Source organism: Streptomyces marincola (assembly GCF_020410765.1).
GTDB lineage: Bacteria > Actinomycetota > Actinomycetes > Streptomycetales > Streptomycetaceae > Streptomyces > Streptomyces marincola.
Genome location: NZ_CP084541.1, coordinates 6,132,870 through 6,148,073 on the forward strand (window position 1 = coordinate 6,132,870; position 15,204 = coordinate 6,148,073).

The following is a 15,204-nucleotide window of genomic DNA, read 5'->3' on the forward strand; positions in this document are numbered from 1 at the left end:
TGGGTACGGCGCAGCTCAGACTCGGCGCGGTCATCCTGACCATGGGCGACCGGCCCGAGGCGTTGCGGGCGCTGCTCGACTCGGTGGCCGCACAGGACGGCGCGGCCATCGACGTGGTCGTCGTCGGCAACGGTGCCCGGCTGCCCGGCCTGCCACCCGGCGTGCGCAGTCTCGAACTGCCGCAGAACCTCGGCATCCCCGGCGGGCGCAACGTCGGCATCGAGGCGTTCGGCCCCGGGGGCAGCGAGGTCGACGTGCTGCTGTTTCTGGACGACGATGGTCGACTTCCAGACAAAAACGTGGCAGAGACGGTTCGGGCCGCCTTCGAGGCCGATCCCCAGCTCGGCATCGTCAGCTTCCGCATCACCGATCCCGAGAGCGGTACCACGCAACGCCGGCACGTGCCGCGGCTGCGCGCCTCCGACCCGTTGCGCTCCTCGCGGGTCACCACCTTCCTCGGGGGCGCGAACGCCGTGCGCACCCACGTCTTCCAGCAGGTCGGGGGCCTGCCGGACAACTTCTTCTACGCGCACGAGGAGACCGACCTGGCCTGGCGGGCGCTCGACGCCGGCTGGCACATCGACTACCGCGCCGACCTCGTGCTGCACCACCCCGCGACCGCGCCGTCCCGGCACGCCGTGTACCACCGCATGATCGCCAGGAACCGGGTGTGGCTGGCCCGCCGCAACCTGCCCCTGCCCCTGGTGCCCGTCTACCTCATGAACTGGCTGCTGCTGACCCTGCTGCGCAGGCCGTCGCGGCCGGCGCTCGCCGCGTGGTTCGGCGGCTTCGTGGAAGGCTGGCGGACGCCCTGCGGGCCCCGCAGGCCGATGCGTTGGCGTACGGTATGGCGCCTGACCCGGCTCGGACGACCTCCTGTCATCTGACAAGCTCGGGTCTGAGAACATCCAGTAGCCGCCGCACCGCGGCATCTTCCAGCTTGTGCCCTGCGAGGACGAGAGTTCAAGTGAGTGAGACCACGCACGACAGTGCGCCCCCCCGTGATGTACCACTGGCCGAACTCGCGGCCCGTCACGGCCTGTCCGTCAGTGGTGCCCGGCCCTCCCTGCCGGGGTACGTGCGGCAGCTGTGGGGGCGGCGGCAGTTCATAGTCGCCTTCTCCCAGGCGAAGCTGTCCGCCCAGTACAGCCAGGCCAAGCTCGGCCAGATCTGGCAGGTGCTCACCCCGCTGCTCAACGCGCTGGTGTACTACCTGATCTTCGGGCTGCTGCTCGACGGGCGCGGCGACATGGAGAACGACGAGTACGTCCCGTTCCTGGTGACCGGGGTCTTCGTCTTCACCTTCACGCAGAACTCCGTGATGTCGGGAGTGAAGTCCATCTCGGGCAACCTGGGCCTGGTGCGGGCCCTGCACTTCCCGCGCGCCTCGCTGCCGATCTCGCTGTCCCTCCAGCAGCTCCAGCAGCTGCTGTTCTCGATGGTGATCCTGTTCGCCATCGTGGTCGCGTTCGGGCACTTCCCCGAGTTCAACTGGCTGCTGGTCATCCCCGCGCTGCTGCTGCAACTGGTCTTCAACACCGGTCTCGCCCTGTTCTTCGCCCGGCTGGGCAGCGCGACCCCCGACCTGGCCCAGCTGATGCCGTTCGTGCTGCGCACCTGGATGTACGCCTCCGGAGTGATGTTCCCCCTGGCCTACATGGTGGAGAAGCGCGCCGAGTGGCCGCTCTGGGTCGCGGACGTCCTCGCGGCCAACCCGGCGGCCGTGTACATGGACCTGGTGCGCTACGCGCTCATCGACGGGACCTACCGGGACAGCATCGAGCCGGTCACCTGGCTCTTCGGGCTCGGCTGGGCGCTCGTCGTCGGCATCGGCGGCTTCGTGTACTTCTGGAAGGCGGAGGAGCGGTACGGTCGTGGCTGAACAGGACATCTCCACCGGAGGACCGGGCGGGCAGCGCGTGCCCACGGTCATCGCCGACGGGCTCCACATCGTCTACCGCGTCCACGGCGGCGGCGGCCGGGGCACCGCCACCGCCGCGCTGCGCCGGATGGTGCGCCGCGAGCGCGGCTTCAAGATGCGCGAGGTGCACGCGGTGCGCGGGGTCAGCTTCGTCGCCTACCGCGGCGAGGCCATCGGCCTCATCGGCAGCAACGGCTCGGGCAAGTCGACCCTGCTGCGCGCGATCGCGGGCCTGCTGCCGCCCGAGCGCGGCAAGGTCTACACCGACGGGCAGCCCTCGTTGCTCGGCGTCAACGCCGCCCTGATGAACGACCTCACCGGCGAGCGCAACGTCATCCTCGGTGGCCTGGCCATGGGCATGTCCAGGGACGAGATCAAGGGCCGCTACCAGGAGATCGTCGACTTCTCCGGCATCAACGAGAAGGGCGACTTCATCAGCCTGCCGATGCGCACCTACTCCTCCGGCATGCAGGCCAGGCTGCGGTTCTCCATCGCCGTGGCCAAGGAGCACGACGTGCTCATGATCGACGAGGCGCTGGCCACCGGCGACAAGAAGTTCCAGCGCCGCTCGGAGGCCAAGGTGCGCGAGATGCGCGCCGAGGCCGGCACCGTCTTCCTCGTCAGCCACAACAACAAGTCGATCAGGGACACCTGCGACCGGGTGCTGTGGCTGGAGAAGGGTGAACTGGTCATGGACGGGCCCACCGACCAGGTGCTCAAGGCGTACGAGGAAGAGACCGGCAAGTAGGCCGGGCACGCGGTCACCGCCCGTGCCGGAACGCGTGTCCGGCACGGGCGATTGTCCGACCATAGGGTAAAAGAGTAGGCATGAGGGCAATGGTGACGACGGACCGCCCGTGCTGACGGCCGAGCACAGCGACGCCGGGCCGGACGGCGGCCGAGCCGTCCTGGCCAAGGCCGCGCACGAGAACTTCCCTGTGGCGCCCCGCTTCCTGCCGGCGGCCTGGCGCGAGGACCTGATGGCCCTCTACGGCTTCGCCCGCCTCGTCGACGACATCGGCGACGGCGACCTGGCCCCGGGCGGCGCCGACGCGGCGCACCTGGGCGTCGACCCGGCGGGCGCCGCGGACCGCCTGCTCCTGCTCGACGCCGTCGAGGCCGACCTCCGCCGCGTCTTCGCCAGCGCCACCGGCGGCACCCCGCCCCGGCACCCGCTGCTGCGCGAACTGATCCCCACCGTGCGGCGCTCCGGGCTCGCCCCCGGGCCGTTCCTCGACCTCATCGAGGCCAACCGCGTCGACCAGCGCGTCCGCCGCTACGCCACGTACGCGGACCTCCTCGGCTACTGCGAACTCTCCGCCAACCCCGTCGGCCGCCTCGTGCTGGCCGTCACCGGCACCGCCACGCCCGAGCGGATCCGCCGCTCCGACGCCGTGTGCACCGCGCTCCAGCTGATCGAGCACCTCCAGGACGTCGCGGAGGACCTCGCGAGGGACCGGATCTACCTTCCCGCCGATGTCATGGACCGCTTCTTTGTGACCGAAGCCGACCTCGCCGCGCCCACCGCGAACGCTTCCGTGCGCACCCTGGTGGCATACCTGACCGACCGGGCACGTAGGCTGCTCGAAGAGGGCGCGCCCCTGATGTCCGGAGTGTCCGGGCGGCTGCGATTGCTGCTCGCCGGGTTCATCGGCGGCGGCCACGCCGCCGCGCGGGCCATCGAGGACGCCGGGTACGACGTCCTGGCCGGGCCACCGCGGGCGTCCAAGGGCGGACTGCTGTACGCGGCGGCCACGACACTGCGAAGAGGAACGTGAGCTTCGAGGCCGTGACCACCCGTTCACCCCTGCCTCCTGCCGTCGTCGCCGCCTACCGGTACTGCGAGAGCATCGCCGAGCAGCACGCGCGGAACTTCAGCTACGGCGCCCGCCTCGTGCCCGCGCCCAAGCGGCGGGCCCTCACGGCGGTGTACGCCTTCGCCCGCCGCGTCGACGACATCGGCGACGGCGACCTGGCACCCGAGGCCAAGGAGGAACGGCTCGCCGCGGGCCGCGCCATGCTGGCCCGGGTCCGCGACGGCGCGGTGCCCGAGGACGACACCGACCCCGTCGCGGTCGCCCTCGCGCACGCGGGCCGCCGCTTCCCCATCCCGCTCGACGCGCTCGACGAGCTGATCGACGGCGTCCTGATGGACGTGCGCGGCCACACCTACGAGACGTGGGAGGACCTGCGGCTCTACTGCACCCGCGTGGCCGGCACCATCGGCCGCCTCTCCCTGGGCGTCTTCGGCGTCAGGCCCGGCGCGCCCGGCACGGAACGCGCCGAGGAGTACGCCGACACCCTGGGCCTGGCCCTCCAGCTCACGAACATCCTTCGCGACGTCCGCGAGGACGCCGAGCGCGGTCGCGTCTACCTGCCCGCCGAGGACCTGCGGAAGTTCGGCTGCCCCGAGGGGCCCGACGTGGTCGCCCCCGGCCGGGACGCCGACTTCACCGGGCTGATCCGCTTCGAGGTCCGCAGGGCCCGCGAGCTGTTCGTCCGGGGCTCCCGGCTGCTGCCCCTGCTCGACCGCCGCTCCGGCGCCTGCGTCACCACCATGGCCGGCATCTACCACCGGCTCCTGGACCGCATCGAGGCCGAGCCGCGCGCCGTGCTGCGCGGTCGCGTCACCCTGCCCGCGGGCCACAAGGCACTCGTCGCCGCCCGCGGCCTCACCGGCCTCGACGCACGCCGCGCCGCCCGGCGGGAGCCGCTGTGACCAGCACGCGGCGCCCCGGGCACACCATCGTGATCGGGGGCGGCCTCGCCGGTACCACCGCGGCGCTCGCGCTCGCCGACGCCGGGCGGGCCGTCACGCTGGTCGAGTCACGGCCGCGGCTGGGCGGGCTCGCGTTCTCCTTCCGCCGCGACTCGCCGGCCGGACCGCTCACCGTCGACAACGGCCAGCACGTCTACCTGCGCTGCTGCACCGCCTACCGCGGCTTCCTCCAGCGGGTGGGGGCCGCCGCGCTCGCCCCGCTGCAACCGCGCCTCGACGTGCCCGTGCTCGACGCCGCCACCGGCCGCCTCGGCCGCATCCGGCGCACCGGGCTGCCCGTTCCGCTGCACCTGGCCGGCAGCCTCGCCCGCTACCCGCACCTCTCCCCGGGGGAACGCGCCGCCGCGGCCCGCGCCACGCTCGCGCTGCGCGCCCTCGACCCGGACGACCCGCGGCTGGACCGGCAGGACTTCGCGGCCTGGCTGCGCCGGCACGGCCAGACCGACCGCGCCGTGGCCGCGCTGTGGGACCTCATCGGCGTCGCGACCCTCAACGCCCGCGCCGGCGACGTCTCGCTCGGTCTTGCCGCGATGGTCTTCCGCACCGGCCTGCTCACCGCGCCGGGCGCGGCCGACCTCGGCATCCCGCGGGCACCGCTCGGCGAGCTGCACGACACCAGGGCCAGGGCCGCCCTGGACCGGGCGGGCGTCACGACCCTGCTGAGCACGCGCGCCCGCCGCCTCGCCCCCGCCCGCGGCGGCGGCTGGCACGTCACCGTCGCCGCGCCGCGCGGCCTGCCGCGGGCCGCGCACGAGCTGACGGCCGACTCCGTCGTGCTGGCCGCGCCCCACGACGTCGCCGCCCGCCTGCTGCCCGCGGGCGCCATGACCGACCCGGGCGGCCTGCGGCACATCGGCACCGCGCCGATCCTCAACGTCCATGTCGTCTACGACCGGCAGGTCCTGCGCCGCCCGTTCCTCGCCGCGCTCGGCAGCCCCGTGCAGTGGATCTTCGACCGCGGCGGCCCCGCGGGGCTCGGCGCGCCGGGGCCCGGGCGGCCCCAGTACCTCGCGCTGTCGCAGTCGGCGGCGGGCGAGGAGATCCAGCTGCCCACGGACGTGCTGCGCAAGCGCTACCTGCCGGAACTGGCCAGGCTGCTGCCGCGTGCGGCGCGGGCGCGGGTCACCGATTTCTTCGTCACCCGGGAGCGCGCCGCCACCTTCGCGCCGGCCCCCGGGGTCGGGCGGCTGCGGCCCGGGCCGCGGACCCGGGCCGCCGGCCTCTACCTGGCCGGCGCGTGGACGGCCACGGGGTGGCCCGCGACGATGGAGGGCGCCGTCCGCAGCGGCCACGCGGCGGCCAGGGCGGTGCTCGCCGGCGGCCCGGCCCCCGAACACACCACTGCTGAGGAGAGCGCGTGAACCAGCCAGCCCATACGGACGGCGCCGTACCGGCGCTGCTGGAACGCGGGCGGGCCCTGGCCGCGCCCGCCCTGCGGGAGGCCGTCGGCCGGCTCGCCCCGCCGATGAACACCGTCGCCGCCTACCACTTCGGCTGGATCGACGCCGACGGCAGGCCCGCCGCGAGCGACAGCGGCAAGGCCATCAGGCCCGCGCTCGCCCTGCTGTCCGCGGAGGCCGCGGGCGCCGCGCCCGAGACCGGCGTGCCCGGCGCCGTCGCGGTCGAACTGGTGCACAACTTCTCGTTGCTGCACGACGACCTCATGGACGGCGACGAGCAGCGCAGACACCGCGACACCGTGTGGAAGGTGCACGGCCCCGCGCAGGCCATCCTGGTCGGCGACGCCCTCTTCGCGCTGGCCAACGAGGTGATCCTCGCCCCCGGCACCGCCGGCGCCGCCCGCGCGGCCCGGCGGCTCGCCGCGGCCAGCCGCCGGCTCGTCGACGGCCAGGCCCAGGACATCGCCTTCGAGCACAGGGAGCACGTCACCGTCGCCGAGTGCCTGGAGATGGAGGGCAACAAGACCGGCGCGCTGCTGGCCTGCGCCGCCTCCATCGGCGCCATCCTGGGCGGCGCCGACGACGCCCTGGCCGAGAGCCTCGAACTGTACGGCCAGCACCTCGGCCTGGCCTTCCAGGCCGTCGACGACCTGCTCGGCATCTGGGGCGACCCGCGCAGCACGGGCAAGCGCACCTGGAGCGACCTGCGGCAGCGCAAGAAGTCGCTGCCCGTGGTGGCGGCGCAGGCCGCGCGGGGCCCGGCGGCCGAACGGCTGACGGCGCTGCTCACGGCCGACGCGAAGAAGACGCAGGAGGAGTTCGACGACTTCGACGAGGCGGAGTTCGCCACCCGCGCGGCGCTGATCGAGGAGGCCGGCGGCCGGGTCTGGACCGAGGGCGAGGCGCGCCGCCAGTACGACGCGGCCGTCGCCGCCCTGCACCGCGTCGACGTGCCCGCCCCCGTCAGGGAGCGGCTGACCGCGCTCGCCGACTTCGTCGTGGTCCGCCAGAAGTGACGCACTCCGCCCGTTCGGCCGCGCGGGCCGGTCGGCCCGGGCCCTGAGCGGGGCGCCGCACGGCCGCCCCCGTTCCGCCGCCCGTGCGGCGGCAGGTCCACGTGCCGCACGCCGGCCAGGCCGACGGTCGTCCCTCCGCGTTCCCGGTTCGCGGCCTTGCCGAAGCCGAGTGCCCGCACGCGCCGGGTGCCCCCAGCGGCACCGCGCCCCGGGCGGCCCGCCGCCGGTGATCGAGCCCGCCCCCATGGCACGGCCGGCCGGTACGCGGGCCCATGGGCGAGGATGAACACATGGACGAAGACACGCTGTTCCCGCGGGAACGGGTCGAGATCGCCCCGGGCGCCGTGCACCTCCCCGGCTGGCTCGGCCGGGAGCGCTCCGCGGACCTGCTCGCCGCCTGCCGCGCGTGGGCCCTGCCGCCCGCCGGGCTGCGCACGGTCCTCATGCCGAACGGCGGCCGGATGTCCGTCGAGCAGGTCAGTCTCGGCTGGCACTGGTACCCCTACGGCTACGCCCGCACCGTCGTCGACGGCGACGGCGCGCCGGTCAAGCCGTTCCCCGCCTGGCTCGGCGCCTGGGCCGCGCGGGCGGTCGCCGACGCGGGCCCGGGCGTGGACGCCGCCGCGTACGCCCCCGCCGCCCTCCCGTTCGACATCGCCCTCGTCAACTTCTACGGCCCGGACGCCCGGATGGGCATGCACCGCGACAGCGACGAACGGGTGTCGGCGCCCGTGGTGTCCTTCAGCCTCGGCGACACGTGCGTCTTCCGGTTCGGCACCCCCGAGGGGCGCGGCCGCCCGTGGCAGGACATCGAGCTGCGCAGCGGCGACGCGTTCGTCTTCGGCGGGCCGTCCCGGCTCGCCTACCACGGCGTGCCGCGCACCCGGCCGGGCAGCGCGCCGGCCGGCCTCGGGCTCAGCGGCAGGCTCAACGTCACTGTGCGTGTCTCCGGATTCGGCGCCCCGGAGGACGGGGTCCCCCAGGCGTGAAGCCGGTCAAGGCCGGGCCCGGCGCATTCACTCGTTGGGAGCTGGCGTGGGGTGGCGATTGCCGGAACTGTGCCCGTTCGCCTACCTGTTGACGCATAGCGTGGCCTTGCACCCACTTGACCCGCCCGATAAGGACACCCATGCCTGAGCAGCCACGCCACGGGGCAGGCGCGCCCCGCCACAGTCGGCTGGCCTTCGGCGAGCCGGGCGGCGGGGAGCCGGGAACCAGACGCCGCCTGCTGCGCCTGGCCGTGCTCCCCGCCGTGCTGGTCGCCGTGATCGCGACCGCGGCCCTCGTCTACGTGCTGGCCCGGGGCGGCCCGGGGACCGGGCGGGGCAGCTGCCCCGTCTGGACGGTGCTCGCCACGGCCCTGGTGCTGGTCTGCGCCGTCGTCGCCGGAGCGGCGATCCGCGCCGCCGGCGAGGCACGGGCCCACGGCGCGCGGCTGACCGGCCTGCGCCGCCAGGCGGCCCGCGGACGTGTGGAACTCCAGGCGCTGCTGGTCAAGGTGGAGCGCGGCGAACGCATCAAGCCGCCGGAGGGCCCGGCCCCCGCGGAGCCCGCCGAGGACCAGCTCGATCAGCTGCGGCACGAGATCGAGGCCGCGCAGCACGCCGCCGAGTCCGCCGTCTTCCAAGCATCGTCCCTGGTCAGAGGCGGGGAGGACGAGCGCGTCGAGGTGTTCGTCAGCCTGGCGCGGCGGTTGCAGTCGTTCGTGCACCGGCAGATCGAGTACCTGGAGGAGCTGGAGGAGGAGGTCGAGGACCCGGAACTGCTGAAAGGCCTCTTCCACGTCGACCACCTGGCCACCCGCGTGCGCCGGCACGCCGAGAATCTCGCCGTGCTCGGCGGCGCGGTGCCGCGCCGCCAGTGGAGCCGCCCGGTCGGGATGTCGGAGGTGCTGCGTTCCTGCGTCGCCGAGGTCGAGCACTACTCCCGGGTCAAGCTGGTGCCACCGATCGAGGGCAGTGTGCGCGGTCACGCCGTCGCCGACGTCATCCACCTGCTGGCCGAACTGGTCGAGAACGCCACGGAGTTCTCGGCCCCGCAGACCCAGGTGCTCCTGCGCGTGCAGCGCGTCGCCGCCGGGATCGCCATCGAGGTCGAGGACCGGGGCCTGGGCATGACCCCGGCGGAGCAGGTGCGGATGAACGCGGTGCTGGCGGGCGCCGAGCGGGCCGACGTGACCGACCTGCTTGAGGACGGCCGGGTGGGCCTGTTCGTCGTCGCCACCCTCGCGCGGCGCCACGACATCGTCGTGCAGCTCCAGAGCAACGTCTACGGCGGCGTGCAGGCCGTTCTCATGCTGCCGTCCGACCTGCTGGGCGACGACTCCGATGCCGGCCACGTGCGGGGGCGTGCCATCCGGGCGATCGAGGCGGCACCGCGGGACGGCCTGCCGCGCGCGCCCCTGACGCGCCGTCCTTCGCTGGTGCCGGGGCCGGGCGGGGACGAGGAGGACCCGGCCCCCGGGCTGATCGCCGCGTCGCCCGGGCCCGCGGGACGGCCGGAGGACGCCGAGGCCTGACCGGCCGGCGGCGTCCTCGGGCCGGTGCCGCGGCGGGACGCCGGGCCGCGCGGAGGAGGCCCGGTGCCCCGTGGGCGCCGTGTCAGCCGGCTTCGCCGCCGAAGCGCTGCCTGAAGCCCTCAAGGTCGTCATCGGTGATCTTGGCGAACAGCACCGGGGGCACCGTGAAGTCCGTCCCGGCCGGCACGCTGTCCAGCGAACGCGCGGCCTCCGCCGTCACCCAGCCGTCCGTGCGCTCCCCGTCCCCTCCCGCGCCCGTGGCGAACACCGAGCGCAGCGTCTCGCAGGTGAACGGGATGACCGGCGCGGAGACCACCGCGTAGAGGTCGATCAGGTTCATCGCGGTGCGCAGCGTGAGCGCGGCGGCGTCCTGGTCGGTCTTGATCTGCTGCCAGGGCGCCTTCTCCTCCAGGTAGGAGTTGCCCGCGCTCCACAGCGCGCGCAGCGCGAACGCCGCCTTGCGGAACTGGAGCGCCGACAGGTGCTCCTCGTACTCGGCGAGCAGCCGGGCGATCTCCGCACCGAGCCGCTCCTCGGCCTCGCCGGCCGCGTGCCCCGCGGGCACCTGGTCGCCGAAGCGCTTGCGCGAGAACGTCAGCACCCGGTTGACGAAGTTGCCCAGGGTGTCGGCCAGGTCCTTGTTGACGACGGACGCGAACAGCTCCCAGGAGAACGACGCGTCGTCCGACTCGGGCGCCCCCGCGATCAGGAAGTACCGCCAGTAGTCGGCCGGCAGCACGTCGAGCGCCGCGTCGGCGAAGATGCCCCGGTTCTGCGAGGTGGAGAACTTGCCGCCGTAGTACGTCAGCCAGTTGAACGACTTGACGACGTCGACCTTCTTCCACGGCTCCCGGGTGCCCAGCTGGGTGGCGGGGAACATCACCGTGTGGAACGGCACGTTGTCCTTGGCCATGAACTCCGTGTACCGCACGGACGCGTCCGCGTCGTACCACCACGCGCGCCAGTCCCGCTCCTCGCCCGCGCCGGCCGCGTCCGCCCACTCCTTGGTGGCGCCGATGTAGCCGATCGGGGCGTCGAACCACACGTAGAACACCTTGCCCTCGGCCGCGAGCTCGGGCCACACGTCCGCGGGGACCGGCACGCCCCACTCCAGGTCGCGCGTGATCGCCCGGTCGTGCAGGCCCTCGGTCAGCCACTTGCGCGCGATCGAGGAGGACAGCGTCGGCCACTCCTCGCCCGCGGCGTCCACGAACGCCTCCACCTCGCGCTCCAGCTTCGACTGGAGGAGGAACAGGTGCGTGGTCTCCCGCACCTCAAGCTCGGTGCTGCCGCTCACCGCGGAGCGCGCCTCCAGCAGATCCGTCGGGTCGAGCACGCGGGTGCAGTTCTCGCACTGGTCGCCGCGCGCCGCCTCGTAGCCGCAGTACGGGCACGTGCCCACGATGTAGCGGTCGGGCAGGAAGCGGCCGTCGGCGAGCGAGTACACCTGGCGCGTGGAGCGCTCCTCGATGAACCCGTTCTCGTGGAGCCGGCGCGCGAAGTGCTGCGTGATCTCGATGTTCTGCGCGGACGAGGTCCGGCCGAAGTGGTCGAAACGCAGGCCGAACCCGTCGTACACGGCCTTCTGCGCCTCGTGCTGCCGCGCGCAGAACTCCGCGACGGGCAGACCGGCCGCCTTGGCGGCCAGCTCGGCGGGCGTGCCGTGCTCGTCCGTCGCGCAGATGTACAGCACGTCGTGACCGCGCCCGCGCAGGTAGCGCGCGTACACGTCGGCGGGGAGCATCGAGCCCACCATGTTCCCCAGGTGCTTGATCCCGTTGATGTAGGGCAGCGCACTGGTGATGAGGTGTCGGGCCATCCTCGGATGCTCCAATGGGGTGAGAAGAGACAATGAGCCGTGAGTGCCGTGAGAAGGCCGCGAAGGGCGACGGATCACGTTTATGGGCTTCACTCATCCTACCGAGCCGCCGGACGGCGGCCCCACCAGGTTTTCCCCTGACCGGCCGTGGCGGGTGATCGGCATGCTCAGCGGCACGTCGCTGGACGCCGTGGACGCCGCCGTCGCGGAGTTCGCCTTCGACGGCCATGACCTCGTCCTGCGGCCCGCGGGACTGCACACCGAGCCCTACCCGGCGCGGCTGCGGGAGGAGCTGGCGGCCTGCCTGCCGCCCGCGGCGACCACGTTCGAACAGGTCTGCCGCCTCGACACCCGGCTCGGCCAGTTCTTCGGCCGGGTCGCCGCCCGCGCCAACGACGGGCTCGCGCGCGGGCGCGCCGATCTCGTGGCCTCGCACGGCCAGACCGTCTACCACTGGGTGGCCGGCGGCCGCGCCCGCGGAACGCTCCAACTCGGCGCGGCGGCCTGGATCGCCGAGGCCACAGGACTGCCCGTGGTCTCCGACCTGCGCACCCGCGACATCGCCGGGGGCGGGCAGGGCGCGCCGCTCGCCGCGACGCTCGACGCCCTGCTCCTGCTGACCGGCACGGACGGCACGGGGCGCGGTGCGCTGAACCTCGGCGGCATCGCCAACATCACGGTCGGAGACGCCGCGGGCGGCATCGTCGCCTACGACATCGGCCCGGCGAACGCGCTGATCGACGCGGTGGCCGCGGAGGCGAGCGGGGGAGCCGAACGCATGGACACCGGCGGAGCCCGCGCCGCGCGCGGCACCGCCGACCCCGGCCTGCTCGCCCTGCTCCTCGCCGAGCCCTACTACCGGCTGCCGCCGCCGAAGTCGACCGGCAAGGAGCTGTTCCACGCCGGGTACCTCGCGGGCCTGCTGCGCCGACTCGGCCGGCGCCCGGCGGACGACGACCTGGCCGCCACCGTCACCGAGCTCACCGCGCGCCTGGTCGGGGCCGCCTGCCGCACGCACGGGCTCACCGAACTGGTCGTCTCGGGCGGCGGGGTGCGCAACCCGGTCCTGATGGACCGCGTCCGGGCGCTCGCGGCGCCCGCGCGGGTCGTTCCCGTCGAGCGGTTCGGCCTGCCGGGGCAGGCGAAGGAGGCGTACCTGTTCGCGCTGCTCGGCTTCCTCACCGCCCACGGCCTGGCCGGCTCCGTGCCCTCGGCCACCGGCGCGGCGGCGCCCGCGCTGCTCGGCTCCCTCACCCCGGGGGCCGGACCGCTGGTGCTGCCCCGGCCGCGCGCCGAGCCGCCGCGGCGACTGCGCGTGGTGCCCTGACGGCTCCGGTCGCGCGGCACGGCCGGGCTCAGACGGCTTCCGGCAGGCGTTCCGGCGGCCCAGGGCGGGCGTAGTACCAGCCCTGGGCCGAGTCGCAGCCGAGGTCGCGCAGCTGCTCCGCCTGCACGGAGGTCTCCACGCCCTCCACGGTGACGGACAGCTGGAGCGTGTGGGCCAGCGAGACGATGCCCTCCACGATCTTCAGGTCGACCGGGTCCGCGGGGTCCCGTTGCAGGCCCTGGGTGAAGGAGCGGTCCAGCTTGAGCGTGCTGGCGGGCAGGCGGCGCAGGTTGGCCAGGTTGGAGTAGCCGGTGCCGAAGTCGTCGAGCGCGATCCCGACGCCGTACTCGGCCAGCTCGCGCAACGGCCGCAGCTCGCTCTCGTCGGCGCTGACCATGGCCGTCTCGGTGACTTCGAGGCACAGCGCGCTCGGGTCGAGCCCGGACTCCTCAAGCACCGTGACCGTGTCGTCGACCAGGTCGGGGTGGTGCAGCTGGCGCGGCGAGAGGTTGACGTTCACCTTCAGCGGCCTGGTGCCCCCGATGCCGCGGACCTGCCACTGGCACGCCTGCCGCACGGCCTCCTTGAGCACCCACTGGCCCAGCGGCACGATCAGCCCCGTGTGCTCCGCGAGCGGGATGAACCGGTCGGGGCCCAGCACGCCGTGCCGCGGGTGGCTCCAGCGCACCAGGGCCTCGGCGCCTTCGAGGCTGCCGTCCCCCATCCTGACCAGCGGCTGGTACTCGATGAAGAACTCGCAGCCCTTGAGCGCCGCGGGCAGGTGGTGCGTGAGGTGGTGGCGGCTGATCGCCCTGGCGTCGGAGTCCGGGTCGGCCACGGCGTAGCGGTTGCCGCCCTCCGCCTTCGCGCGGTACATCGTGATGTCGGCGCTGCGCAGCACCTCGGCCGACGTCAGGTGGCGTGCCGGGCCCTCGACGACGCCGATGCTGGCCCGCACCAGCAGCTCCCGGCCGCCGACCTCGACGGGCGAGGAGAGCGCGTCGAGCGCCCGCTCCGCGAGGTCGGTGACGGCCCGCCGGTCCGGCGGGTCGATCACCAGCGCGACGAACTCGTCCCCGCCGATGCGCGCGAGCAGCTGCCCGGGCCCCGAGGCGCAGCGCTGGAGGCGCTCTGCGACGGCGATCAGCAGCTGGTCGCCGACGGCGTGGCCGAGGCTGTCGTTGACGGCCTTGAAGCCGTCGAGGTCCAGGTAGCACAGGCCGATCCTGGCCGTGCCCTGCCCGCCGCGGTCCAGTGCCTGTTCCAGCCGTTCGAAGAACAGGGAGCGGTTGGGCAGGTCGGTCAGCGCGTCGTGGGTCGCCTGGTAGCGCAGGCGGAGGGTCAGCAGGCGCCGCTCGGTGACGTCCTCCATCATGGCCAGCAGGTAACGGGGTCCGCCGGCCGGGTCGCGCAGCAGCGAGACCGTCAGGTTCGTCCACAGCATCGTGCCGTCGGAACGGTGGTAGGACTTCTCGACCTGGTAGTGGTCCCGGGTGCCGCGCATCAGCTCCTCCAGCATGCGCCACGCCTCGGGGCGGTCGTCCGGGCTCGCCCACTCCAGCACGTTGCGGCTGCGCACCTGCTCCTCTGTGCTGCCGAACATCTGGCCGAGCGCGTCGTTGACGTCGATGATCGTGCCGTCCATGTCGGCGATGCCGATGCCGAGCGCGGCGCCCTTGAACACCGCGCGGAACCGGGCCTCGCTCTCGTGCAGCGCGTCGGTCATCTCCGTCCGCGCGGCGAGCGCGGCGCGCGAGACCGCCTCCTGCTCGGTCCTCGTGCGCTCCTGGAGGGCCCGGGCGAAGCCGGCGGACACGGCGTGCTGGAGCCGTGTGCAGCGGGCGCGCAGTTCTTCGGGCGCCGGCCGGTCCGGCCCCGGCGGCGGCCCGCAGTGCGCGACCAGCCCCGAGTCGATCACGCCGAGAACGCTCGGGAGCGCGTCGGCCGGGCAGCGGGCGTCGACGAGCGCGGCGCCGACGGCCCGGCCGGGCGCGGGGTCGAAGCGCGCGGCGCCCAGCGCGTCGGCCAGTCGGCGGGCGAGCGGCAGCAGCACCGCCTCGAACTCCGGTACCGGCAGCGACGTGAGGGCGCGGGGATGGACGGCGCGGGCCCAGAGGGCGGTGAAACGGCGCAGGCCGGCGGACGGCTCCTGACCCGTTCCGGTGCGATGGTGGCCGGTCGGCCCCGGTGGCGAGGATGTCACCCTGTGCGTCCTACTTCCGCGAAACCGCCGTGGGCCATGGGACCCTCCTCGTCGGGCGGCGCGTCGGGCCGCCCTTCGGGCAACGGGACCACGCCCGGGGCGTCGTGATGGAAACGGTCGAAGAAGCGCGCGGACCGCGCGCGGGAGCGCGAGCGCGGCGTCGCGTCGCTCCGGCGGCGTTCACCGCCGGGGCGGTGCGGCACGGCGGCCGGCGGCGGGGC

The 15,204-nt window shown here is 74.1% G+C and carries 12 protein-coding genes; 10 read left to right on the plus strand and 2 right to left on the minus strand.

What is annotated here, in order from left to right; translation table 11 throughout:
* Positions 1-41 precede the first annotated feature (41 nt).
* The 9 genes from LC193_RS27110 to LC193_RS27150 all read left to right on the plus strand — a co-directional run bounded on the left by LC193_RS27110 (position 42) and on the right by LC193_RS27150 (position 9,634).
* Positions 42-887: a glycosyltransferase family 2 protein gene (locus LC193_RS27110; RefSeq protein WP_226078899.1), complete on the plus strand. Its 846-nt coding sequence runs from the start codon at positions 42-44 to the stop codon at positions 885-887.
* A gap of 80 nt (positions 888-967) precedes the next feature.
* A complete protein-coding gene (locus LC193_RS27115; protein ID WP_226078004.1) occupies positions 968-1,882 on the plus strand; it encodes an ABC transporter permease in 915 nt (304 codons plus the stop codon).
* Positions 1,875-2,669, plus strand: a complete 795-nt coding sequence (locus LC193_RS27120; protein WP_086157215.1) for an ABC transporter ATP-binding protein — start codon at positions 1,875-1,877, stop codon at positions 2,667-2,669. The genes LC193_RS27115 and LC193_RS27120 overlap by 8 nt, the downstream gene beginning before the upstream one ends.
* A gap of 112 nt (positions 2,670-2,781) precedes the next feature.
* Complete coding sequence (gene hpnC / locus LC193_RS27125) at positions 2,782-3,699, plus strand: squalene synthase HpnC (RefSeq protein ID WP_404819564.1); 918 nt, start codon at positions 2,782-2,784, stop codon at positions 3,697-3,699.
* Between the two features lie 11 nt (positions 3,700-3,710).
* Positions 3,711-4,640, plus strand: a complete 930-nt coding sequence (hpnD, locus tag LC193_RS27130) for a presqualene diphosphate synthase HpnD (protein ID WP_226078006.1) — start codon at positions 3,711-3,713, stop codon at positions 4,638-4,640.
* Positions 4,637-6,061 (plus strand): hydroxysqualene dehydroxylase HpnE, encoded by a 1,425-nt coding sequence (gene hpnE / locus LC193_RS27135; RefSeq protein ID WP_226078007.1) that lies wholly within the window; start codon positions 4,637-4,639, stop codon positions 6,059-6,061. Before hpnD ends, hpnE begins: the two co-directional genes overlap by 4 nt.
* Positions 6,058-7,116 carry a polyprenyl synthetase family protein gene (locus tag LC193_RS27140; protein WP_226078008.1) on the plus strand — a complete coding sequence of 353 codons (1,059 nt, stop codon included), beginning with the start codon at positions 6,058-6,060 and terminating at the stop codon, positions 7,114-7,116. Before hpnE ends, LC193_RS27140 begins: the two co-directional genes overlap by 4 nt.
* A 290-nt stretch (positions 7,117-7,406) precedes the next feature.
* Positions 7,407-8,105, plus strand: coding sequence for an alpha-ketoglutarate-dependent dioxygenase AlkB (locus LC193_RS27145; RefSeq protein WP_226078009.1), 699 nt, complete (start codon positions 7,407-7,409; stop codon positions 8,103-8,105).
* Positions 8,106-8,245: 140 nt separating this feature from the next.
* Positions 8,246-9,634, plus strand: a complete 1,389-nt coding sequence (locus tag LC193_RS27150; RefSeq protein WP_318842193.1) for a sensor histidine kinase — start codon at positions 8,246-8,248, stop codon at positions 9,632-9,634.
* A gap of 82 nt (positions 9,635-9,716) precedes the next feature.
* Here the strand turns inward: LC193_RS27150 and metG are convergent, their stop codons facing one another.
* Positions 9,717-11,453, minus strand: a complete 1,737-nt coding sequence (metG, locus tag LC193_RS27155; RefSeq protein WP_226078010.1) for a methionine--tRNA ligase — start codon at positions 11,451-11,453, stop codon at positions 9,717-9,719.
* 163 nt (positions 11,454-11,616) lie between these two features.
* On the opposite strand from metG, the gene LC193_RS27160 reads away from it, so the two are divergent.
* Positions 11,617-12,780 (plus strand): anhydro-N-acetylmuramic acid kinase, encoded by a 1,164-nt coding sequence (locus LC193_RS27160; protein ID WP_226078011.1) that lies wholly within the window; start codon positions 11,617-11,619, stop codon positions 12,778-12,780.
* A gap of 28 nt (positions 12,781-12,808) precedes the next feature.
* On the opposite strand, the gene LC193_RS27165 is transcribed toward LC193_RS27160, so the two are convergent.
* The gene (locus LC193_RS27165; protein WP_404819496.1) at positions 12,809-14,983 is read right to left on the minus strand and encodes a putative bifunctional diguanylate cyclase/phosphodiesterase; all 2,175 of its coding nucleotides are present in this window, start codon (positions 14,981-14,983) and stop codon (positions 12,809-12,811) included.
* Between the last annotated feature and the right edge of the window lie 221 nt (positions 14,984-15,204).